Raw genomic sequence first — 23840 nt, 5'->3', positions numbered from 1 at the left:
CAGAAAGGGTTGGTGTGTGTGCAACAGCTCGAACAAACATACAATTATGCCTTCTTAGATGAAGGATCAAAACGAGAAATTAGGCGGGCAACATTAAAAGCTGTTGCAATCCCTGGATATCAAGTTCCTTTTGCATCGAGAGAAATGCCGATTGGAAGAGGGTGGGGGACAGGTGGATTGCAACTAACGTTATCACTCATAGGTGAGACTGACTGCTTAAAGGTAATTGACCAAGGCTACGATGATAGTGTAAACGCGGTTAGTATTAAAAAATTAGTTCGAAATTGTTCAGGAATTGAAACGACGGATGATTCAGAAAAAGCGACTGTGATTCAAACTCGACATCGAATTCCAGAAATCCCCTTAAGGGACGACCAAATTTTAGTCCTTCAAGTCCCGTTACCGGAGCCGCTAAGAAGAGTTGAAGCAAAAGAAAAGAATACGAAACGTCTTCACGCCGAGATGGATTATAGCAGTATGTGGTTAAGGCTTTACGAAGATATCGTTCATTGGGGAAAGATTACAATTGGTGCTGATTATCCGAGTATGGTGAATGGAAGATACATTTTTAATCCGAGTCCTATTCCACGTTACGATTTGTTGAAACTCAACCAAGCCGACGGTCTGTATCTCTTTGGTGCGGGCAGGGAGAAGAAAATTTATGCAATTCCTCCACATACAGATGTCGTACCATTGCAATTTGAAGATTACCCATTTGAAGTGGAAAGCTTTGAAGGACTGTCTTGTCGCCTGTGTGGAAGCGATGATACCTTCCTTGATGAAATCTACGAGGATGAGACAGCATCGAAATTTTATCAATGCTCGGATACTGGTTGTTGTCAAAAAAGACAGCTAGAAAGGAGAAATGGAGCATGAACGATACACTGCTAGATCAAGAACAAGCTCAACCTATTTTAAATGTAAAAGGACTAAGTAAACGATACGGAAAAGGCTGCTCTCATTGTGAAACACCTGAAATGCTAATGATCGATAATAACCGTTGTCCTCATTGCGGCAGTGTTTGGGCATGCATTGATGTAGATCTTGAATTATATAAAGGAGAAATTATAGGCATCGTTGGCGAAAGCGGATCAGGTAAAAGTTCATTTGTAAAAAGCTTGTATTTTGATGATGAAATTACGTCGGGCTCAGCAACAATGTCAGAATATAGAAATGGAGAAACAAACATTTTTAATGAGTCTGCTCAACAAAAACGATACATTCGTAACTACTTACTCGGGATGGTTTATCAAAATCCACTTTTAGGATTAAAAATGTCGTTCTCAAGCGGTGGAAACATTGCGGAAAAGTTAATTGCTTCAGGATCTTTACACGTAGGAAATATTCGAAGCAGGGCGGGGGAACTTCTTCAACATGTTGAAATTCCTTTATCAAGGATGGATGAATTACCAAAGAATTTTAGTGGAGGGATGCAGCAACGAGTTCAGATTTCTAAAGCGTTAGCTAATAACCCGCCGCTATTGCTCCTTGATGAAGTCACAACAGGGTTAGATTTATCTGTACAAGTGAGAGTACTAGATTTAATCCGAAAAATTCAGCGCGAACTTAATGTGGCGATGATTGTAGTCTCTCATGACCTAGGGGTAATTCGGATGTTAGCTGATCGAACGGTCGTCATGAGATACGGGAGAGTTGTTGAACGCGGGTTAACTGACCAAATCTTAGAGGACCCACAACACCCTTATACCCAGCAACTCGTTCACTCTTTACTGTAAGAAATTGAAAAGAAGAGGTGGGAAAAGGACAATGCAAATAACAAGGATACATGGAAATATTGTAATGCCGGATCGAGTTATTATGAATGGAACCGTTTTAATTGAGGGGGAAACGATTGTTGGGATTGAGGAATTTTCACCTAGCAGTGCTGGTTCAGAAGATATTGATGCCACTGGAAAATGGATCATTCCAGGGTTTGTCGACTCGCATAGTGATGCGATTGAAATTGAGTTAGAACCGAGGCCGAGCAGTACATTCCCAATTGAAGTTTCCTTTTATGAGTTAGAAAAAAAGCTGGTTGGGGAAGGTATAACGACGATTTACCACTCGCTTTCCTTAATGGAGGAAAACGCTAAAAAATGGACGAGAAGAAATGATAATGTCTTATCGGTAATAAAGGATATTAAACGATTGGCGAGGGGGCAACATCTGATTCGTCACAAAACTCACCTCCGCTATGAAATTACGAATTTAACAGCAATGCCAGAAGTAAAAACATTAATCAAATTAAAAGATATTGATCAGCTTTCGTTTATGGACCATACCCCAGGTCAAGGACAGTTCCGTGATATCGAAGTGCATAAAAAGCTACTAATGGAACACCGTCACTATTCAGAAGACCAGGCAGATTCCTTTATTGAAGAAAGTAAATCTTTAAAGAAACTAGCAGATGATGATATTCATCAATTAGCTGAGCTCGCGCATGAATACGGTGTTCCAATTGCATCACACGATGATGATTCCGTAGAAAAATTAGAGGTCGTAAAAGACTGGAATGCAACGATTAGTGAATTTCCAATCGAACTTGAGGTAGCCCAAAAAGCCAAAGAAATGGATCTGTTTGTTGTAATGGGAGCACCAAATGCATTGCTTGGTAAGTCTCACAGCAACAATCTATCAGCTATGGAAGCTGTTCAGCACGGCCTTGTCGATATTTTTTGTTCAGATTACTATCCATCTTCGTTATTGTATACGGTATTTAAGTTATACCATAGTGGAATGCCAATCTATGAAGCTGTGAACATGGTTACTTACAATCCAGCTAAAGCGCTAAAGATCAATCAAGATGTAGGCTCTATTGAAGTTGGTAAGAAAGCTGATTTATTAATTATTAATGAACTTAACAAACGACCGATCCTTGAAGCGGTACTAGTGAACGGAAGAAAGGTTTGTGAAATGAATTATCAAACCAATGCACAAGTTAGTGAAGTCTATTAATGCTTAAGAGAGGTGAAAAATAGATGAATGAACTTCTTGTTGTTAACAACCTGGAAAAGATTTTTATGATGCACCACTTTAACGAAAAAAAAATCGTTGGATGTAAAGGCATCAGCTTTTCTCTAGATAAAGGTGAATTTATCGGAATTACAGGCAAAAGTGGAGCTGGAAAATCAACTGTATTAAAAAGTATTTACCGTACGTATATCCCGACTGGAGGAGAAATGATCTATCACTCAGACCTCTTTGGTCCGATTGATTTAGTTCAAGCAACCGAAAGAGAAATGCTGACAATTCGTAAAGCAGAAATCGGTTATGTTTCCCAATTTCTCAATGTCATGCCTCGAGTCACTGCGATTGAGGTTGTAGCCGAAGCCTTAGTTGAAATGGGGGAGGAGACGAAGAAAGCCACAGAGAAAACAAAGGAAATTTTGCAACACTTTAAGCTTCCAGAAACACTTTGGTCATCGTTTCCTAGAACGTTTAGTGGTGGAGAAAAACTTCGTTTAAACTTGGCGCAAGCGATGATTAAAAAACCGAAGCTATTACTTCTAGATGAACCTACTGCCTCATTAGATAATGCATCGAAACAAGCGGTGAAAGAAATGATCATTGAATTAAAAGAGAATGGTACGAGTATGATAGGGATCTTTCATGATATTGACTTTATGGAGACCGTCGTGGATCGCCAATACCACTTACAAGACGGGATTTTGCATGAAAAAGTAAATCTTTCTTCCTAAGGAGATAATAATGAAAATTCGTGAGTTAAAAGAAGAAGAAATTGATGTTTATTTAGAGCTTCTAAAAGAACTAGATCAGGATGCAATTCTTTCATTAAGGGAAGCTAAGCAATTACTTGCCAATATAAACTCTTATCCCTTCTATAAAATTCTCGTCGTAGATTATAACGATCAAATGGCTGGAACCTTCACTTTAATAGTTTGTGATAATTTCGGTCACGGTGGAAGAAAATTTGCTATTGTTGAAAATGTCGTCGTTCATCCTGACTTTATGAGGAGGGGGATCGGTAAATATATGATGGAGAAAGCAGTTGAAATAGCAACGGAAAACAACTGCTACAAACTGATGCTGTCGAGTAATGAAAAAAGAACCGATGCCCATGCTTTTTACGACTCGTTAGTTTTTAAGCGGCATGGAATTAGTTTTATGATGGAGCTGATAACCAATGATTGATTTACATTGTCATACGAAGGTTTCCGATAATTCTTTAACGATAGAAGAAGTTATTTTACTAGCTAAAGAGAAAGGCGTGACTCATTTAGCCATTACTGACCATGATACAACTGCAGGGCTTCAAGAAGCGATAGAACTCGGTGAACGGTACGGTATAGAGATTATTCCTGGAATTGAAATATCAGCTTACGACCTTAAAAGACAGACACGAGCTCATATATTAGGTTTCTACGTGACACCTGGCCATCAAGCTATTTATGATCTATGTCAGCCGATGATCAACAGGCGACATCAAGCTTCAATAAACATGGTTGCGAAGATTATTGAAGCAGGCTACGAGATTACATGGGAAGAAGTCGAACAATTTACCGCGGGAGGAACAGGCGTTTATAAGCAGCATATTATGCATGTACTTCTTGAGAAAGGTTACACCGATCATATCTATGGAGAGTTGTATAAGAAGCTGTTTTCAAGAGGTGGAGCTGCGCAAACTCAGGGTATTGCATTTGAGTCGATTGAGTACATTGACGTCTTCGATGCGATCAAGGCAATCCGTGAAGCTGGAGGAGTCCCAGTGTTAGCCCACCCTGGACAATTTAATAATTTTGAAGCTGTTCCAGAATGGGTCAAAATTGGCTTAGAAGGAATTGAAGTCAAGCATCCATTGCACGCGGAAGAGGAGGAACGAAAGGCAAGTGAATTAGCAGACCAGTTTAATCTAGTTCAAACCGGCGGCACTGACTTTCATGGCTTTTATGGAGAGAAGGAAACAGACCTTGGTTCTAAATGTATGGGATTAAACACCATAGAAAGACTAAAGCAAAGACAACAGAGTATATTTGAAACAAGTGTCTAGTTAAATACCAATGCGAAGTTCTCAAATCCTTTTGAGAGCTTTTTTCTTTTGAATAAACTGAAAGGACAATAAGAGGTTTATTAGAGTTTTTAGAGTTTAGGAAGTTTGCATCGTCCATGCTATAATAAGTACACGATTTTAATGAATGACGGAGTGAACCAAATGACAGATAAAAAAACGGAAGCTGTAACAATTGAAAAAGGCCAACAATTTCCACTGACGATTAAAAGACTTGGTATTAACGGTGAAGGAGTAGGTTTTTACAAAAGAAAGATCGTCTTTGTCCCAGGAGCGTTGCCAGGTGAAGTTGTCGTAGCTGAAGTAACAAAAGTAAATCCAAAGTTTGCAGAAGCAAAAATTAAAAAAATGAGAAAACCATCAGCGGATCGAGTCAATGCGCCATGTCCTTTATACGATAAGTGTGGAGGCTGTCAGCTCCAGCATTTAAGCTATGAGGGGCAGTTGCGGGAAAAGAAAGATATCGTTAGACAAGCTTTCGAGCGGCATACGAAGATCCATCCAGATAAATTACCATTACAAGATACGATCGGAATGGAAGATCCGTGGAATTACCGTAATAAAAGTCAATTGCAAGTTGGAAAGCATAAAGAAAAAGTTTTAGCTGGGCTTTACGGTATGAATTCGCATCAATTGATTGATATATCCGACTGTATGATCCAGCATCCGATGACGAATACAGTCACACAACAAGTAAAGAAGATATTAGAGGATTTAAACATCTCAATCTATAACGAGAAAAAGCATAAAGGGATCATTCGTACAATTGTAACGCGTGTCGCATTTGCCACAGGTCAAATTCAACTCGTATTAATTACAACCCAGCAAGAGATTCCGAAAAAAGATTTACTTATTGAGGAGATCAAGAGGAGATTACCAGAAGTCACATCCATCCTTCAAAATGTAAACGGGAAGAGAACATCCCTTATTTTTGGTGAAGAAACGATTCATCTCGCTGGAGAAGAAGTCATTCAAGAAACATTAGGTGACGTATCTTTCGAGTTATCGGCTCGTGCTTTCTTCCAACTCAATCCTATTCAAACCGTAAAGCTTTATGACGAAGTAAAAAAAGCAGCACAGCTTACGGGTAACGAAAAAGTAGTCGATGCCTACTGCGGGGTAGGTACGATCGGAATGTGGGTTGCAAAAGAAGCAGGCGAAGTCAGAGGAATGGACGTCATTGCTGAAGCCATTGATGATGCGAATGCTAACGCTGAAAAACATGGAATCAGTAACGCTCATTACGTCGTTGGACCCGCTGAAAAGCTCCTTCCAAAATGGGTCAAACAAGGATGGAAACCAGACGTTGTCATCGTCGACCCACCAAGAACAGGATGTGACGATGCGTTGTTACGAACGATTATCGAGGTAAAACCAAAGAAAATGGTGTACGTCTCCTGTAATCCGTCCACACTGGCGAAAGATGTTAATCAGCTTATGAAAGCTGGGTTTAAGTTGAAGTATTTGCAACCAGTGGATATGTTCCCTCATACATCACACGTGGAGACCGTCGCGTTGATAGAGTTGAAATAGCCAATAAGTTGTAATAATAAGCGGTTTTAATTGTTTCTTACTAATAATTCTTGTTTCAAGGGCAGGAAAATGATACGGAAGAAGTTGAGAGAGGACAGGCAGCATTCATGTCCTCTCTCTTGTTAATAATACATAGAAAACGAAATCTTCAAATTATACGGTTATCAATCTTCAATACATCGAGCTACTGGTTCTTTACACTTTTTACAGACTCCTTTAAGGAGAATGCCGTCTGAGTCATCATGTATACTATAGTTGATAATGGTTGTGACTCCACAGTTAATGCAAAATACATTACTTAGAATTTTCTGTTTGAAATCATCAGGGATACCTTTCCATTTGCGTATAGCGTTAATATCTATCGTCGACATTATATGGCTCCTTCCTTTTTAGTATCAATAAAATCGACCATCTTGATAAAGAAATAAGTAGGGGGAATTTTAAATGCAACATTATAAACATGGTTTAAGTATAACCGATTATCAGAGTACACAACACAATACAACCTTTGTAATCTTCTCAGTCTACGATAATGTTTTGGGCAAATCTTTTGAAGGTGAAGTTAAGTTTTTAGGTGGCAGGCCATTTGGGGATATCATTCATGAAGACAGATCTCCTCTATCATCTGAGTGCAGACAGTTCGTTGAAGAGGCGTTGTTGGAAAAATATAATAACATGGAGTTTAATAATATATAAAGTGGAATTAATAGAATAGTTATCTCTACTAAAATAAAATCAAGTTTCAGTTTTCCGTTTTTAGGGTATAAACGAGGTAATATTACCTCGTTTATACCCTTTTTTAATAGTTATATTTTTTATTTAATAATTATTATAAATAAGTATTGATTTTTAAGTGAAATCTGTTATCATTTAGTTATAGCAAATGAGCTATAGCTTTTTACAAGGTGATAAGCCTTTAGCTGAGGATATGTTAATGATCTATTAACTCTATCCAAAAGAAAAAGAAATATGAAACTCGGGAAAGTTCTGCTGAATTTTATCAGGTCTAACCTGCCAGTTATGAGAATACACATAGTTAAGTGAAAGACCAAGCTATTCAAGGTCGGGTATCTATGGAAAGTAGACTTCCATCAACTGTGTCATTATTTCTATATGTTTGAATAACTTTATAATAATAATTCTTTAAAAATTATTATTATATTTTAATTTTATTAGTTGCTTTCGACTAGAGGCTTAATGCTTTACTACTTTTTTCAGGGAAAGGGGAAAAATTATATGGATACTAAAAACAATGCTAACACTGGCGGATGCCCATTTCACGGAGGTGCTACTAGCAGTAAATCTAGTGGTACATCAAATAGAGACTGGTGGCCAAATCAGTTAAACTTAAATATTTTACATCAGCATGATAGAAAAACGAATCCTATGGGAGAAGACTTTAATTATGCAGAAGAATTTCAAAAAATAGACTACGATGCTCTCAAGCAGGATCTTCACAATCTAATGACAGATAGTCAAGATTGGTGGCCCGCTGATTACGGTCATTATGGACCATTATTTATCCGTATGTCTTGGCATGCCGCGGGTACATACCGTACAGGTGACGGTCGTGGAGGTGCCAATACGGGAAATCAGCGTTTTGCTCCACTTAATAGCTGGCCTGACAACGGTAACCTTGATAAAGCTCGTAGGTTATTATGGCCAATTAAACAAAAATATGGTAACAAAATCTCATGGGCTGATTTACTTGTTCTTGCAGGAAATGTTGCGATTGAATCAATGGGTGGCAAGACCTTTGGTTTCGGAGCAGGACGTGAAGACATCTGGCATCCAGAAGAGGATATTTACTGGGGTGCTGAAACAGAATGGCTAGGAGATAAACGTTATTCAGGAGAGCGAGATCTTGAAAATCCATTAGCGGCTGTACAGATGGGTCTAATTTATGTAAATCCAGAAGGACCTAACGGAAAACCAGACCCTGTTGCAAGTGGTAAAGATATCCGCGAAACATTCGCTCGTATGGGAATGAATGATGAAGAAACGGTTGCCCTAATTGCTGGCGGTCATACTTTTGGTAAGTCGCACGGTGCGGGAGATGCTGCTCACGTTGGTCCAGAGCCAGAAGCTGCGCCTCTTGAAGCACAAGGCTTAGGTTGGTTAAGTTCACATGGCAGCGGTCAAGGCCGTGACACAATCACCAGCGGTATTGAAGGTGCTTGGACTGCTAACCCAACCCAGTGGGATAATGGTTACTTTGAACTATTATTTAAATACGACTGGTGGCTGACAAAGAGTCCTGCAGGTGCTTATCAGTGGCTTGCGGTAGACCCTGACGAGGAAGATCTTGCACCAGATGCAGAAGATCCATCCGTTCGTGTACCGACAATGATGACGACCGCGGATATGGCATTGCGTTATGATCCGGAATATGAAAAGATTTCTCGCCGTTTCTATGAGAACCCAGAAGAGTTTGCAGATGCATTTGCTCGTGCGTGGTTCAAGTTACTACACCGTGATATGGGTCCGAAAGCAAGATATTTAGGTCCAGAAGTTCCAGAAGAAGATCTTATCTGGCAAGACCCTGTACCAACAGTTGATTATAAGTTAACAGATACAGAAGTAGCGGAGCTTAAAGTAAAAATCTTAAATTCTGGACTTACAGTTGGCGAGCTAGTAACAACAGCTTGGGCTTCAGCTAGTACGTTCCGTGGATCAGATAACCGTGGTGGTGCTAACGGTGCTCGTATCCGTCTTGCTCCTCAAAAGGAGTGGGAAGTTAACCAGCCGGAACAACTTGCGAAAGTGCTTGCTGTTTTAGAAGATATTCAAAGTCAACTAGATAAAAAAGTCAGCATGGCTGATTTGATTGTACTAGCTGGTAGTGCGGCAATTGAAAAAGCGGCACAAGATACAGGCTTTGATGTAACAGTTCCTTTTGCTCCTGGACGTGGTGATGCAACACAAGAGCAAACAGATGTAGAAGGCTTTGAAGTGCTAGAGCCTATTGCTGATGGTTTCCGTAACTATCAAAAGAAACAGTATAGTGTCAGTGCAGCTGAGCTTCTAGTAGACAAGGCACAACTGTTAAACCTTACTGCACCAGAAATGACGGCACTTATTGGCGGTATGCGTGTGCTAGGTACAAACTATGGTGGGACACAACATGGTGTTTTCACTGATCGTGTAGGCATACTTTCGAATGACTTCTTTGTTAACTTGCTTGACATGGGAGTAGCGTGGAACCCTGCAGACGGTGATGTATTTGAAGGACGTGATCGCAAGACAGGTAAAGTTGTTCGTACAGCAACTACTGTTGACCTAGTATTCGGTTCAAACTCCGTTCTACGTGCGATTGCAGAGGTTTATGCTCAAGACGATAACAAAGGAAAGTTTGTCAATGACTTTATCGCTGCATGGGTTAAGGTCATGAATGCAGACCGTTTCGATCTTAAGCTTGATAAAAAAGCTCAAACAACAGGTAAATAAATTAAAGGTAACCGCCGTCAGTTTATTGACGGCGGTTTTTACTTCTGTCATATTTGCAACTTATAATCAAAATAACAACGAAATTAGAGTAGTAGAATTATTCTTAGAAGAGAAATCAGCTTAATGGATCAAAATTTCTCTTTATTTTTAAGCTGTTCTAGAAGATTACCCGAATACTCTATTTCACTTACAGTCATTTACATATTTTAGAAATAACAAAGCCTTAGCCAGTACAAGTGAGCTTCTAGTAATACATGATTTAATAATTAACAGCTCAATAGCATAACAATTGTGCTTTTATTATGTTCAAGATTTGGCCATAAAAACTAAAGTGGTTTCGAAAAAAATTTTTAAAAGTATTGCATTTAAATTTATGGGCACTTATAATTAATTTACGAAAGCGGTTTCCTGCAATGAATGACAGACATAAAGGTCACATTTCAGCGTTATCTTACAAGTTAATTGAAATTGTTAGCGTTTTCCAATTAATAATAGAATAAAAATTGCTGTGTAATGTTAGAATGAATACACTTTTACGAAAGTGCTTTCATTTGAGGTAAATCATTTTAATTATTATATTTTTTTACTAGTTTACGAAAGGGGTTTCGAGATGGCTGTTATACAATTTCCGAAAGATATGAAGTGGGGTGTCGCTACAGCATCATATCAAATTGAGGGTGCTGTAAATGAAGGAGGAAGAGGGGTGTCCATTTGGGATACGTTCTCTAAAACGCCAGGGAAAGTCGTCAATGGTGACAATGGCGATGTGGCTTGCGACAGCTACCACAGATACAATGAAGACCTTGAAATTATGGAAGATTTAGGTGTTGATTTCTACCGTTTTTCAGTGGCTTGGCCAAGGATTTTTCCGAACGGTACTGGTGAATTGAACCAAGAAGGATTAGATTATTATCATCAATTAGTAGATAGTTTGTTAGAGAAGGGTATTGAACCCATGTGTACTCTCTATCACTGGGATCTTCCTCAAGCACTTCAAGATAGGGGTGGCTGGGCCAACCGCGAGACGATTGATGCTTACATTAACTATGCTGAAGTAATGTTTAATGAATTCAAAGGGAAAATCAAGCATTGGATTACTTTTAATGAACCATGGTGTGTTTCGTTTTTATCTAACTTTGCAGGGATCCACGCTCCTGGAAATCAAGATCTTCAATTAGCAGTGGATGTGGCTCATCACTTACATGTTGCTCATGGGAAGGCCGTCATTCGCTTCCGTGAACTTGGGGTGGAAGGGCAAATTGGTTACGCACCGAATGTGGAGTGGAACGAACCATACAGTAATAAGCAAGAAGATATTGATGCTTGTAAACGTGCTAATGCTTACTTCATGGACTGGTTCTTTGATCCAGTATTTAAAGGATCATACCCACAGTTCATGGTAGATTGGTTTGAAAAGAAGGGTGTTACGTTAAACATCGAAGAAGGTGACATGGAAATCATCCACCAGCCAATTGATTTCCTTGGTATTAATTACTACTCAGGCAGTGTGGGGCGTTATAAGGAAAATGAAGGATTATTCGACCATGAGAAGGTTGACACTGGTTATCTGAAAACGGATATTGGCTGGAATGTCTACCCCGAAGGTTTCTACAAGGTATTAACGCATATCGGAGAGACTTATGGTGATGTGCCGATCTATATTACAGAAAATGGATCTTGTTACAATGACGAACCAGAGCATGGACAAGTGAAAGATAACAAGCGTGTCGACTATTTAAAACAGCACTTAGTATCTTTACACAGAAGTATGGAAACAGGTGTAAATATTAAAGGATATTTAACTTGGTCTTTACTAGATAACTTCGAGTGGGCTGAAGGATACACTATGCGTTTTGGAATAGTTCACGTCAATTATCGAACTTTGGAACGTACGAAGAAAGACAGTTTCTATTGGTACAAGCAAACGATCTCAAATAATTTCTTCGAGGTATAATAAATATTTTAACTGTCATAAAGGCAATTCAAGAGGCGCTCCCTGCTTTGATAGTATTTCGATTACTAATTGAGACGGGGTGTTGCCTCAGAATTCGCGCGACAACTAAAGCGCTTTAGTAAGTTCATGTTGGCTCTATGGTGTGAAATGGTATCTATGGTAAGCGCTTACTACGGAGAAAATAGAAGGGACCGAGATAATAATGCGAGTTACTACAAGACGGTAGCTTATGATCGAACCCTTTTATGAGAAAGCTTGCTCTATATAAAAGAGATCTTTTGAGGAGGTGATGGAACAGCGGATTACGATAGGGTTACTTGTTTCACTAGTAAAAACAAAAATTAAATTTATTCAAGGGGGAAAAGAAAAATGTCTAAATTTTTGAAACTAGCAGCATCGACAGTATTAGCTGTTTCATTCCTAGCGGCGTGTGGCGGAAACGATGATGCTCCAGAAGAGAACGTAGTTGATGACGCGGCGACAGAAACAATCGGTGATGGTGATGTGGAATTAGTATTCTGGGAGTTCGGTAACACTGGGTACGATAAATTAATTGAAGAATACGTTGCAGAGAATCCGCATGTATCTATCAACCTTCAAAACAGTGACATGAATGACTTACACGACAACTTATTTACTTCTATTTCTGCTGGATCTGGTGCGCCAGATATCACGATGATTGAGGAAGCACAAATTGAGAGATATCGTAATGCAGAGCATGCATTTACAAATCTATTTGACCATGGTGCAGAAGCTGTAAGAGATAATTATCTTGATTGGGTATTCCAAAACGGTGAAAATGCTGATGGCGACTTCCTATTTGGATTACCGACGGATATTGGTCCAACAGTAATGTTCTATCGTACAGATGTTTTTGAAGAAGCTGGTTTCGAATCTTCTCCAGAAGCTGTTTCTGAATTAGTTGCAACTTGGGATGATTTCGAGAAAGTTGCTGAGGAAATTAAAGACAAAACGGGTAAACTTATGACAGACGCTGGTGAGCTTATTTACAACGCACGTCGTGATCAAGCAACGCAGCAATATTTTAACACAGATGACGAGTTGATTATGACTGAGCACAACCAAATTAAAGATGGTTTTGAGTACGTTGCTAATTTACTTGATAAAGGTTTAGTTGGAGATATTCCTCTTTGGACTCCTGAATGGTTTTCTGGTATGGGTGAAGGAACTTACGCAACAATGTTAGCTCCAGCTTGGATGCAAGGTGTAATCAAAGACAACAGTCCAGAACCTGGAGTTTGGTCACTCACGACAATGCCTGAAGGAGCTGGAAACTGGGGTGGGTCATACCTAGCTGTACCAGCTGAAAGTGAGCAAGCGGAAGAAGCTTACAAGTTCATTGAGTGGTTAACAGCACCTGAACAACAATTAAAAGCATTTTTAGATTACGGATTATTCCCATCAGCTCCTGCTGTGTATGATATGCCAGAATTCTTGGAGTATGAAGATGCTTACTTCGGTGGAATTGCTACGGCTCAAATATTCTCAGAAGCTGCGCAACAAGTAGTACCAGTATACAAAGGACGTTTATACTATCCAGTAGATGATGAAATGAAAGAAGCACTTGATAACGTAGCTGCTGGTGCAGACGTAAGCCAAGAGTGGGACTCTGCGCTTCAAAGAATTGAAAGAATTATCGGACGCTAATAGCTTCATGAAAAAATAGTGGGTGTCCCATAAGTACTTTTTCAAACGATGGCAATGGCTTTCGTTGATCCTTTCCCACTATGAGAATACTACTCATAGTGGGGTTTTAAAAAAAGTGTCAGCTTCTCTCATTGCTTACAAGTTGTCGTAAAAGGATCTCGGGACAACCACCATATTATAAAGTTCTTCTATAAAGCTGTTCTAACTAGTAACCTTGTTGGTTTCGAGGATGGCTTTACTGTAGAGATATTCTGGAAACTGATAAGAAGCATTGTATTCCTATCCAAGGACATTCTCGAAAACCAACAAGAAAGAAAAGTGTCATTGCCAATGGTTAGCTGCCCACTGAGGCGAGTAAAGTGCCTCAACGTCTATGGGCGGTCAAGCTAGACTGTTTTAAAAGTTAAAAATTTATCTTTACATTCATAGTAAAAACATAAAAATATTTTCTGTTAGGGGGTAACAACATTGGAGACGACTAAAAAGGCCAAATGGCTAACTGAGAAACGACGAACTGGTTTATCGGCATATTTATTTATCTCTCCATTCTTTATTTTGTTTGCCATTTTTGGATTGTTCCCAATGATATTCAGCTTTTATTTATCGTTCTTTCGCTGGGATGGTTTGAACCCGATGACATTCAACGGGTTCGATAACTTCAAATTTATTCTTAATGACCCAGTATTCTATTCGGCGATAAAAAATACGTTTATTATCGGTTTGCTAGGAACATTGCCACAAATCATAGTAGCGATCATCATCGCTTTTGCTTTAAATTCAACACTTATACGTTTCCGTAATACATTTAGAACGTTCATTTTCTTACCATATATCACATCAATTGTAGCTGTGGCCATTATCTTCGGGGTTGTATTTAATAATCAGCCATTTGGATTTGCCAACTATGTTCTGAGCTTTTTTGATATGGGTCCAATCCGATGGAATGCAGAATACTGGCCGGTAAAAATAGCTATTGCCACAATGGTATTTTGGCGTTGGGTAGGATACAACACCATTATTTTCTTAGCTGGGATGCAGAGTATTCCTAGAGAACTTTACGAGGCAGCGAAGATGGATGGAGCAACTCTCTTTCAGCAGATACGTCTCATTACACTCCCGATGCTGAAGCCTATTACGATGTTTGTTGTATTCACAGCAACGATCGGAAGTTTGCAGTTATTCACAGAGCCATTAATTTTCTTAGGACGAGGTTTGCGTGAAGAAGGGATTACTATGGTAGCTTACCTATGGAGAGATGCATTTGTTTACAATTCATTTGGAACCGCATCTGCAGCAGCAATTGTCCTGTTTTTCATCATCATTACACTTACGGCAATTAACCTATTCATTACGAATCGAATTGGCCGTTCGAAAAAAGTTAGTTAGGGGGGACTATTATGGCAGTCAAAAAAGAAGTTGGAGAAGGGAAATTCTCAATTAAAAAAGCATCTATCTACTTATTTTTAACCGTTGGATCTTTAGTTTCCCTGTTTCCATTTTATTATATGTTCGTGATGGCGACTCGCTTAAATAGAGAGATTAACGCAGTTCCACCACCGTTTACACCTGGGAAACATTTGGTGGAGAACTTTCAAAAGGTAACGAACAATATCGATTTCTTCGGAGCAATGTGGAACTCCTTTTACGTTGCCACAACGATTACGATTGGAACACTATTCTTATGTTCACTCGCAGGTTATGCGTTCGCTAAGTTAGAGTTTAAAGGGAAAAATGTATTGTTCGTAATGATTTTAGTGACGATGATGGTGCCACCGCAGTTAGGATTAATTCCGCAGTACTACATCATCACGACTCTTGGATGGTTGAATGACTTTAAAGCACTTATCATTCCTGGACTTATTAATGCATTCGGTATCTTTTGGATGAGGCAGTACATTAAAGACGGTGTGCCTTATGAAATTATTGAGGCAGCGAAAATTGACGGATGCTCTAACTTCCGAATTTATTGGAATGTTGTAGTACCAATGATACTTCCTGCTTTTGCAACGCTGGGGATCATCGTGTTCATGCACGTGTGGAACGACTTCTTATGGCCACTTGTTGTGTTACGTGATCCGTCAGTGCACACGCTGCAAGTTGCATTACGTGCGTTGAATGACGCTCGTCAAATGGACTATGGTATGATTATGTCTGGAACGTTCTGGGCGACAGTACCTTTAATTATTGTATTCTTATTATTTAATCGATTATTTATTCAAAGCTTGTCAGAAGGTGCTGTGAAGAGTTAATAGGTTTATTGAGACAGTTGGGCAAGTTAGAATGCTAAAGCTATATTCAAAAGTATAAACTCTTGGTGTTTCTGTCACCTAAGGTACAGGAACACCAAATAAATTCTCTACACCATACATCGAGAAAAAACGGGGTGACGAAGTTGGGCAGAATCATTTATTTAATCGCAGATACGGTCTATCGCTTCATAGCGTTAAACATTTTATGGTTGTTGTTCTTTGTAATGGGACTAGGTGTGTTTGGATTTATGCCAGCGACGGTAGCCTTGTTTCGAGTGGTAAGAGAATGGATAAAAGGAGATCCGCATTTCCCTCTTTTCAGCAACTACTTAAAATTTTATAAAGGGGAATTTGTCAGGTCGAATCTTCTAGGTGCATTCTTTGCAATAGTGTTTTATATTATTTATGTGAACTTCTCATTTGTTACGTACTTCTACCAAGAGTCGATTCACTTCTATATCTATCTCGTTATATTCGGAATCGGAACCATCGCAGTGATGACTTTTTTAAACACTTTCTCCGTAATGGCCCATTTCCAATATAAAAAGACGAGCCAATACTTAAAAGCAGCTGCAGGACTTGTGTTTGCTCGTCCGATGACGGCATTGTTGCAGCTAGTTTGGCTGTTGGCTTACTTGTTGGTAGCTATTAATTTCCCAAAAATTTTCATTGCCATTGGTATTAGTGTCTTTGCCTATGTGCTGATGAGTATTAACTATTCGGTGTTCAAAAAATATAATGCAGTCTAAACGTAGATGTTGAGGAAGCTATGCAATAGCTAAGAGAAAGGGGGAACTAAGTATGGCCACGATTTATGATATCGCCAAAAAGACAGGCTATTCCATCAGTACTGTTTCCAAGGTTTTAAATAACTACTCCGATGTAGGAGAAAAAGCTAAGAAAATAATAAACGAAGCTGTAGAAGAATTAGGTTATTTTCCTAGCTCTAGTGCCAGGACGCTTTCGACCAAGAAATCTTGGACAATTGGGGTCGTTTTCGTAGAGGATTCAGGAATTGGAATGGAACACCCTTTCTTTAATGCTGTTATTGAGAGCTTTAAAAAATCTGCAGAGAAGGAAGGTTATGACCTTCTTTTCGCATCCAACAATATAGGAAATGAACCGAAATCCTATTTAGACCACTTCCGTTATCGAGGTGTTGATGGGGTTGTAGTCGTTTGTTCCAATATGAATTCACCAGAAGTGGAACGGTTAATGGAATCGGATATTCCATCTGTTGTGATCGACCTCGACATGAGAGGTGCTAGTGCCGTATACAGTGATAACATCCATGGCAGTGAGTTAGCGGTCGATTACTTGTATTCCTTAGGCCACCAAAAAATAGCACATATATCCGGAAGTAAGAAATTGTATGTAGGAGAACAACGGTTGAAGGGCTTTCAGAGTGCCATGAAGAAGAATGGCCTTCTTATTCCAAAGGAATACATCGTGGATGGTGGAGTTTTCACCTACGATGGAGGAAAAGAAGCGATGGAAAAGCTCTTGAAGCTAGAGGATAAACCTACAGCCGTTTATGTGGCTGGAGACTTGATGGCCATTGGTGCCATTACGGCTATCCAAGAAGCGGGGTTAAAGGTACCAGATGACATTTCCATCATCGGCTTTGACGATATTCAAATTGGAAGATACATGACCCCTGGCTTAACGACGATCAAACAGGATACAACCCTTATTGGTAAAACGGCTGCAAGCCTCCTTTTCGAACAAATTAATTTGAAGGAAAAGCAGTTTATGTCTATAAAAATACCAGTTAGATTGATTGAAAGAACATCTTGTAGACCAATAGAGTAGTTTATTGGTCTACAGATATATTTTTTTATTGATTACGAAAGCGCTTTAGTTGCTCATGATAAGTTGAGGAACACTTGGTATTTTTGTCTTCAGAAAACAAATGTGGGAAGGTGATACGATGTACAAATTAACGGAAAATCAAACGTTTGAAATTAGTAATTATCAAGAGCAAGCCCCTTTTTCTAGTTTTTTACCAGGCATTGCAGGGGTGAATGGAATCCCTATGTGGGTGTTTTATGTTAACCGTGGTCAAGGGATTGCTAGCTTTGGGATTCAAGATAAAAATCATGCCATGATGGAATTTTTGCCAGCAGATAAATCTTATCAAAATGTGCAAGTACAAGGCTTCCGGACGTTTATTAAGGTAATAGAAGAGGACAAAGTTATCTTCTTAGAGCCCTTCTCCCCACAAAGCAGTGCGAGCGAATCGATTGAAGAAAAAATGACCATTTCGGAGAACAGCCTTGAATTAGAATATATTCATCATGAAGTTGGTCTAATGGTTAGGGTAGAATACTTTATTTTACCTGAAGCCGCTGTTGCAGGTCTTGTTCGTCAGGTGACGCTTACGAACATCTCTAAAAAAGAGCGAACGATTGAATTTCTCGATGGCTTACCCTCTCTTTTCCCTAGTGGTGTGCCGAACGCAGCTTATAAAGAATTAGGGAATACAATCAAAAGCTGGTTTGATGTAGAGAATTTAGAGCAGAATATCCCTTTTTATCGTTTGCGTGGAAGCATTGAGGATTCATCCGAGGTGAAGGAAATTCATCATGGGAACTTTTATGTTAGCTTTTCCCGTGGCCCGAATGGTGAAAAAATCGTTGAACCAATCATTGACAGAGACGTTATTTTTGGTACAGATACTTCTCTACATGTACCGCGTCTATTTTTAACAACTTCGATCGAAAATCTACTGTCCGAACCCCAACAAACGACAAATAAAGTTTCTTGTGGTTTCTCTGGGGAACGAGTGACGTTGAAGCCTGACGAAGTGTTTGAGTTTCACACGGTCATTGGCCATGCGAAGAGTCTTCGTACGGTGCAATCATATGTAATGAAGGAACTTACCATCGGCAAACTCAAAGAGATGAAGGTGCAGGCGAAGTCGATTACGAAACCGATTACGGAAAAAATAAAAACGCGTTCTGGACAGCCTTTGTTTGATGCTTACACCGAGCAAAGCTTCCTAGATAATGGCCTTCGTGGTGGCTTTCCTATCACTTTTGAAAATGAGACAGCAAAGAAAGTGTATTACTTGTTTTCAAGGAAGCACGGGGACTTAGAACGGGATTATAATTTCTTCTCTATAAGTCCGACGTATTACTCGCAAGGGAACGGAAACTATCGCGATATTAACCAAAACCGCCGTTGTGATATTTTCTTTGAACCGAAGGTCGAGGACTACAACGTGAATTTATTTATGAACTTGCTTCAACTCGATGGATACAATCCTTTAGCTGTAAAAGGAGTGCGCTTCCGTTTAACAGGGGAGCTGGATTTTTCTGAAGTTATACATGCAGGTCATATGGAAAAACTCAAGGCCTTTCTTGCTGCAAGCTATACCCCAGGGGAACTGAAGCATTTTGTGGAAGAGGAAGGAATTGAACTTGCGGACAGCTTCGAGGTCTTTTTAACAAATGTGTTACTTGTGTCTGAAGAAGAGCAAAAAGCTGAATTCGGTGAGGGTTACTGGATGGATCACTGGACATACAATTTGGATTTAATCGACAGTTACTTAGCGATTTATCCTGATAGGAAGGATGATTTCTATTTCAAACCTACCTACCGCTTTTTTGAAAGTCCAGTGCGTGTGAAGAGCCGAAAAGAAAAGTACGTGGTGAATAATGGAAAGCTAAGGCAGTATCATGCCGTGGAAAAAATAGAAGACAAGGTTACGAAAGCAGCGGCCAATGATGGTGTCCTTTGGATCAGAGATAATTATGGTAACGGCGACATCTACCAAACGAACTTATACTCTAAGTTATTTATCCTCGGGTTAGTGAAAGCATCAACCCTCGCTCCATTTGGGTTAGGAGTTGAGATGGAAGGGGATAAACCTGGCTGGAACGATTCGTTAAATGGTTTGCCTGGGATGTTTGGATCTAGCACCTCAGAATTGTTTGAGTTAAAACGATTACTCCAGATTCTACTTGAGGTGGAAAGTGGCGGAGAACTTGTACTGCCTATGGAAGTAGACGCATTTTTGAAAAACATCGTGGCTGAGATGGAGGACCTTAAAAGGGGAGACTTGGATCCAACTGAGCATTCCGACCTTGACAAAGAAACGGATAGCAGGCCTGAAGCGGACCAGTTGGAGCTTAGCTATTGGGATCGAGTAACGAAGCACAGGGAAAATTACCGTGACGCTATTTACGCAGGTATAGCCGGGGAGGAAGTCGTTTATTCCCTTGATAAGGCGAAACAGATTATAAACATTTTGAAAGCCAGAGTGGACAAAGCGGTTGAAAGAGTCGAAGCCTATGGCACTCCACTGATCCCAACTTATTTTTACTTTGAGCCAGAGGGAACGGTGGATGAAGAGTTAAATACAGCAGATCTACAATGGATTCCAAGACCTGTAACTCCGTTTTTAGAGGGAGTAGTCAAGCAGTTGAAGGTTACTGAGGACCAAGGTCTTGCAAAGGAACTTTACGATAAAGTGAAGGCTTCTGATATTTATGATAAAAAACTTCACATGTATAAAACGTCCATGAGTATTGCAGAAGAACCGTTGGAGCTAGGTCGTGCGAAGTCATTCACGCCAGGTTGGCTGGAAAATGAGTCGATTTTCCTCCACATGGAATATAAATATTTGTTAGCTACGCTGAAGGCTGGGTTAACGGATGAATTCTTCGAAGATATGAAAAAAGCGATGATTCCATTTCTCGATCCAAAAGTATATGGCAGAAGTACTTTGGAGAACTCATCGTTCATTGCCAGCAGTGCTAATCCTAATGCTGAATTACATGGACGAGGGTTTGTCTCCCGCTTAAGTGGTTCCACTATTGAGTTTATGAACATGTGGTTTGTCATGATGGCAGGGGATAAACCATTCCGTTTCGAGGGTGAAATTGGAAAAGACGGGAAGCTCGTATGTCAACTTAAGCCGACACTTCCAAACTGGATGTTCGATGAAAACGGCGAGGTCTCATTTAAGTTCCTTGGAAAGACAGAGGTTACCTACGTAAATAAGAAGAAGAGAAATACTTATGGCGCTGATGGAGTTGTGCCGGTATCGGTAGAGTTAAGTTTTGCAGGTGATGCCAGCACGACTCAACGAGTGGGGGCCGATGAGCTAGTGGGTGATCTTGCCGTAGCGATCCGAAATGGAGAAGTTACAAAGATGGTAGTAGAGCTAGGGTAAAGGCTTTGGGAGAGGGGTATGTTTGTCTCTCTCTTAACCCTTCACTTTAAATACATATGGTATGCATAAGCTTCAGGAATTTCGAAAGCGCTTTCGTGATAGACATTGAAAAAGTACAGAGTGTTTCCACTTTATTTTTTTATGACTTAAGTACGTAGGGGGGTGGTCCATACCATACATAGCTGCAGGGTGTGTCTAAAATTATCATGAAAATTCACTTTAAAAATGGGGGGATTAGGATGTTGAAGAAATTATTAAGTCTGTTCTTAGTATTTTTGTTGCTCGGCTCCAACTTCAGTTTTATGAAAGGTACTGCTAGTGCGGAAGGTACCGGTGGTGGAGATGAAAGAGATTGGACACTCGTCTGGGAAGATGAGTTTGAAGGTGACCAATTAGACTCAAGTAAATGGAGTTATGATATCGGGAATGGATTTTATGATGATAACGGCACGTTTATTTCTGGTTGGGGGAATGAAGAACTTCAATCCTATCAAGAAGAAAATGTGCGTGTGGAAAATGGACAGTTGATTATTCAAGCTAAAGAGGAAACGGTATCTGATGAGAACGGGACATATAACTACACATCTGGGAAAATTCATACTCAAGGTAAGTTTAGTCAGAAATATGGCCGTTTTGAAGCGAAAATGGCACTCCCTGCAGGACAAGGATTTTGGCCTGCATTTTGGATGATGCCTGAAGATGACGTGTACGGTAGCTGGGCAGCTTCCGGTGAAATTGATATTATGGAAAACGCTGGTGCAACTCCACATAAAATTGGTGGAGCGATTCACTATGGTGGGCAATGGCCAAATAACACGTATACTGCTAAGGATTATTATTTTCCAGAAGGAAAAGATGTAACCGACTCCAATGTTTATGCTGTTGAGTGGGAGCCAGGAGAAATTCGATGGTATGTGAATGGAGAATTATATCAAACATTAAATAATTGGAGTTCCACAGGAATTGGTAATTCGGAACCTTTTGCTTATCCTGCACCATTTGACCAAGAGTTTTACCTTATTTTAAACCTTGCTGTTGGGGGTTGGTATGGTGGTAATCCTGATGAAACGACGCCGTTTCCAGGGGAAATGGTAGTAGATTATGTGCGAGTTTACGAGTTACCAGAAGACCAATACCGAGAACCGGTAGAGCCAGCTTTTGAGGTGGAAGAACTTCCTAGTAATGCAAAAACAGCAATCGACGACAATTATGTATACGATCCCAATTTTGAAGAAGGGTTTACAACGATCTCCAATCACAGTGAACTGGAACATGATTGGGACCCTCTTTACTGGAATCTAGTTTACTTACCGGATTTTAATGGCAAAGGGATAGCAACAGTGGACACTCTTGAAGGGAAGCGGTTCGCAAAGGTTGATATTACTCAAGGTGGCAGCCAACCGTACTCAGTACAGCTCATTCAGAATGTGACGCTTGGGAAAGGGCGTTGGTACAAGCTTAGTTTTGATGCAAAATCAATAACAGACCGTAATCTGAACGTGAAGCTAGGTGGTGGACCGGAACGTGGTTATACTGCCTATTCTCCCAACCGTGATTTTTCGTTGACGAGCCAGGTACAATCCTATGAGTTATCTTTTCAAATGCAGCAGGATACGGATGTAGCATCTCGTTTGGAGTTTAATATGGGACTGAATACCAATTCGGTGTGGATTGGGAACGTGAAGGTGGAAGAAATTGCCCCGTTAGATCGGAATGATCAGGCTGACCCAGTCGATCCTATTGACCCATCAGATCAGATTGACCCTGCAAAAAAGCAATGGAAGGAAGTAGGGGAAAACTTGTTATTTGATGGATCGTTTGAATCGACAACAGAATTTGGCTTTGGGGAAAACTTGCTTGAAGGTTGGAATATTCATAATCAAGGCCTGTACGAGGAGGGCGCAGGACTCGCTGATTTCTCGGTAGTTGATGAAGCCGCAAATGCTGTGATCCAACAAGTAGGCTGGGAATGGTGGCATATTCAATTGTTCCAAGATGGAATTGAAGTACCAAGTGGCATGTACAAAATCGCCTTTGATATGAGCTCGGAATTAGAGCGTCCAGTTTATGTTGAGTTAGCAGGCGCAGCAGTTCCCATCCAGACATTTACAGTGGGAAGTGAAATTCAAACCTATGAATCTATCTTTGAGGTAGCAGAAGATGGAACTTATAAGTTCTTGTTCGGACTTGGAAGAGCGGCAGAAGACGCAGTACTTAAAGATGGTAACACGATTAAAATCGATAATGTAAGGCTAGTCGCTGTAATGGAAGTCGAAGAAGAGAAAAAGAAAGAGAATGAGGAGTCAGCAAAAGACGAACCAGAAAGTGTTGAACAAGGTAACAAGGACAAGCCAGGTTCAGAGACTCCTATAAAGAAAGAAAAAGGAGAAGATAATAAGAAATTGAAGGGTACAGAAACAGAAAAGAGTAATGAGAAAGAGAAGGAGAAAGAGAAAGAGAACAAATTACCAAATACAGCGACAAGCAACTATACTTACCTAACGATTGGTTTGATCTTACTTGTTGTAGGTACTGCTCTTTACTTTGTTCGAAAACGGAAAAATCAAGTAGAGATGTAGATTAGTATGGAAACGAGGGGGGCCGTAGTTAACACGGTCCTCTCGTTATATGAGCGCTATATAATTATAACTAATGGTTAATATCAAAATTTTAACATATTGTTGCATGACATCTCTATTAGATAGGTTACCTCTCTAACTATTAAGGTAGGGAGGATTCCTCTTGTACTTGTAACTAGAATACACATATACTTTTATATGATAG

General features: G+C 39.9%; 17 protein-coding genes. All 17 read left to right on the top strand.

The annotated features are described in order from the left end of the window. Positions 1 to 18 precede the first annotated feature (18 nt). The 17 genes from ACNSTQ_RS10630 (at position 19) to ACNSTQ_RS10550 (ending at position 23635) form a co-directional block, all read left to right on the top strand. The gene (locus ACNSTQ_RS10630; RefSeq protein WP_418199809.1) at positions 19 to 876 is read left to right on the top strand and encodes an alpha-D-ribose 1-methylphosphonate 5-phosphate C-P-lyase PhnJ; all 858 of its coding nucleotides are present in this window, start codon (positions 19 to 21) and stop codon (positions 874 to 876) included. Further along, positions 873 to 1736 carry an ATP-binding cassette domain-containing protein gene (locus tag ACNSTQ_RS10625; protein WP_418199808.1) on the top strand — a complete coding sequence of 288 codons (864 nt, stop codon included), beginning with the start codon at positions 873 to 875 and terminating at the stop codon, positions 1734 to 1736. Before ACNSTQ_RS10630 ends, ACNSTQ_RS10625 begins: the two co-directional genes overlap by 4 nt. A 31-nt stretch (positions 1737 to 1767) precedes the next feature. Further along, positions 1768 to 2955 (top strand): alpha-D-ribose 1-methylphosphonate 5-triphosphate diphosphatase, encoded by a 1188-nt coding sequence (locus ACNSTQ_RS10620; protein ID WP_418199807.1) that lies wholly within the window; start codon positions 1768 to 1770, stop codon positions 2953 to 2955. A 23-nt stretch (positions 2956 to 2978) separates the two neighbouring features. Beyond that, positions 2979 to 3698, top strand: coding sequence for a phosphonate C-P lyase system protein PhnL (gene phnL / locus ACNSTQ_RS10615; protein WP_418199806.1), 720 nt, complete (start codon positions 2979 to 2981; stop codon positions 3696 to 3698). A 10-nt stretch (positions 3699 to 3708) separates the two neighbouring features. Then, complete coding sequence (locus ACNSTQ_RS10610) at positions 3709 to 4152, top strand: GNAT family N-acetyltransferase (RefSeq protein ID WP_418199805.1); 444 nt, start codon at positions 3709 to 3711, stop codon at positions 4150 to 4152. Continuing rightward, complete coding sequence (locus tag ACNSTQ_RS10605; protein WP_418199804.1) at positions 4145 to 5008, top strand: PHP domain-containing protein; 864 nt, start codon at positions 4145 to 4147, stop codon at positions 5006 to 5008. The genes ACNSTQ_RS10610 and ACNSTQ_RS10605 overlap by 8 nt, the downstream gene beginning before the upstream one ends. 162 nt (positions 5009 to 5170) lie before the next feature. Continuing rightward, a complete protein-coding gene (rlmD, locus tag ACNSTQ_RS10600) occupies positions 5171 to 6559 on the top strand; it encodes a 23S rRNA (uracil(1939)-C(5))-methyltransferase RlmD (RefSeq protein ID WP_418199803.1) in 1389 nt (462 codons plus the stop codon). A gap of 444 nt (positions 6560 to 7003) precedes the next feature. Beyond that, on the top strand, positions 7004 to 7255 hold the full coding sequence (locus ACNSTQ_RS10595; RefSeq protein ID WP_418199802.1) for a hypothetical protein: 252 nt from the start codon (positions 7004 to 7006) through the stop codon (positions 7253 to 7255). 540 nt (positions 7256 to 7795) lie between these two features. After that, complete coding sequence (gene katG, locus ACNSTQ_RS10590; protein WP_418199801.1) at positions 7796 to 10006, top strand: catalase/peroxidase HPI; 2211 nt, start codon at positions 7796 to 7798, stop codon at positions 10004 to 10006. A gap of 610 nt (positions 10007 to 10616) precedes the next feature. Continuing rightward, positions 10617 to 11960 carry a GH1 family beta-glucosidase gene (locus ACNSTQ_RS10585; protein ID WP_418199800.1) on the top strand — a complete coding sequence of 448 codons (1344 nt, stop codon included), beginning with the start codon at positions 10617 to 10619 and terminating at the stop codon, positions 11958 to 11960. Between the two features lie 369 nt (positions 11961 to 12329). Next, positions 12330 to 13628: an ABC transporter substrate-binding protein gene (locus ACNSTQ_RS10580; protein ID WP_418199799.1), complete on the top strand. Its 1299-nt coding sequence runs from the start codon at positions 12330 to 12332 to the stop codon at positions 13626 to 13628. Between the two features lie 468 nt (positions 13629 to 14096). After that, positions 14097 to 15014, top strand: a complete 918-nt coding sequence (locus ACNSTQ_RS10575) for a carbohydrate ABC transporter permease (protein WP_275119381.1) — start codon at positions 14097 to 14099, stop codon at positions 15012 to 15014. Positions 15015 to 15025: 11 nt separating this feature from the next. Continuing rightward, positions 15026 to 15877, top strand: coding sequence for a carbohydrate ABC transporter permease (locus ACNSTQ_RS10570; RefSeq protein ID WP_216830812.1), 852 nt, complete (start codon positions 15026 to 15028; stop codon positions 15875 to 15877). A 143-nt stretch (positions 15878 to 16020) separates the two neighbouring features. After that, the gene (locus ACNSTQ_RS10565; RefSeq protein WP_373323157.1) at positions 16021 to 16626 is read left to right on the top strand and encodes a YesL family protein; all 606 of its coding nucleotides are present in this window, start codon (positions 16021 to 16023) and stop codon (positions 16624 to 16626) included. 52 nt (positions 16627 to 16678) lie between these two features. Further along, a complete protein-coding gene (locus ACNSTQ_RS10560) occupies positions 16679 to 17689 on the top strand; it encodes a LacI family DNA-binding transcriptional regulator (RefSeq protein ID WP_418199798.1) in 1011 nt (336 codons plus the stop codon). A gap of 118 nt (positions 17690 to 17807) precedes the next feature. Beyond that, positions 17808 to 21056, top strand: a complete 3249-nt coding sequence (locus ACNSTQ_RS10555; protein ID WP_418199797.1) for a hypothetical protein — start codon at positions 17808 to 17810, stop codon at positions 21054 to 21056. Positions 21057 to 21295: 239 nt separating this feature from the next. Then, positions 21296 to 23635, top strand: a complete 2340-nt coding sequence (locus ACNSTQ_RS10550) for a family 16 glycosylhydrolase (protein ID WP_418199796.1) — start codon at positions 21296 to 21298, stop codon at positions 23633 to 23635. Positions 23636 to 23840: the final 205 nt, after the last annotated feature.

It is taken from the genome of Alkalihalobacterium sp. APHAB7, assembly GCF_048323755.1.
GTDB lineage: Bacteria > Bacillota > Bacilli > Bacillales > Bacillaceae_F > Alkalihalobacterium.
This window is presented reverse-complemented; position numbering and strand designations above follow the sequence as displayed.

What these genes read in the sequence shown, in the direction of transcription:
- ACNSTQ_RS10560 (WP_418199798.1), top strand. Translation starts at nt 16,679, where the DNA reads ATGGCCACGATTTATGATATCGCCAAAAAGACAGGCTATTCCATCAGT.
- ACNSTQ_RS10605 (WP_418199804.1), top strand. Translation starts at nt 4,145, where the DNA reads ATGATTGATTTACATTGTCATACGAAGGTTTCCGATAATTCTTTAACG.
- phnL (WP_418199806.1), top strand. Translation starts at nt 2,979, where the DNA reads ATGAATGAACTTCTTGTTGTTAACAACCTGGAAAAGATTTTTATGATG.
- ACNSTQ_RS10580 (WP_418199799.1), top strand. Translation starts at nt 12,330, where the DNA reads ATGTCTAAATTTTTGAAACTAGCAGCATCGACAGTATTAGCTGTTTCA.
- ACNSTQ_RS10610 (WP_418199805.1), top strand. Translation starts at nt 3,709, where the DNA reads ATGAAAATTCGTGAGTTAAAAGAAGAAGAAATTGATGTTTATTTAGAG.
- ACNSTQ_RS10585 (WP_418199800.1), top strand. Translation starts at nt 10,617, where the DNA reads ATGGCTGTTATACAATTTCCGAAAGATATGAAGTGGGGTGTCGCTACA.
- ACNSTQ_RS10570 (WP_216830812.1), top strand. Translation starts at nt 15,026, where the DNA reads ATGGCAGTCAAAAAAGAAGTTGGAGAAGGGAAATTCTCAATTAAAAAA.
- ACNSTQ_RS10550 (WP_418199796.1), top strand. Translation starts at nt 21,296, where the DNA reads ATGTTGAAGAAATTATTAAGTCTGTTCTTAGTATTTTTGTTGCTCGGC.
- rlmD (WP_418199803.1), top strand. Translation starts at nt 5,171, where the DNA reads ATGACAGATAAAAAAACGGAAGCTGTAACAATTGAAAAAGGCCAACAA.
- ACNSTQ_RS10595 (WP_418199802.1), top strand. Translation starts at nt 7,004, where the DNA reads ATGCAACATTATAAACATGGTTTAAGTATAACCGATTATCAGAGTACA.
- ACNSTQ_RS10625 (WP_418199808.1), top strand. Translation starts at nt 873, where the DNA reads ATGAACGATACACTGCTAGATCAAGAACAAGCTCAACCTATTTTAAAT.
- ACNSTQ_RS10620 (WP_418199807.1), top strand. Translation starts at nt 1,768, where the DNA reads ATGCAAATAACAAGGATACATGGAAATATTGTAATGCCGGATCGAGTT.
- ACNSTQ_RS10555 (WP_418199797.1), top strand. Translation starts at nt 17,808, where the DNA reads ATGTACAAATTAACGGAAAATCAAACGTTTGAAATTAGTAATTATCAA.
- katG (WP_418199801.1), top strand. Translation starts at nt 7,796, where the DNA reads ATGGATACTAAAAACAATGCTAACACTGGCGGATGCCCATTTCACGGA.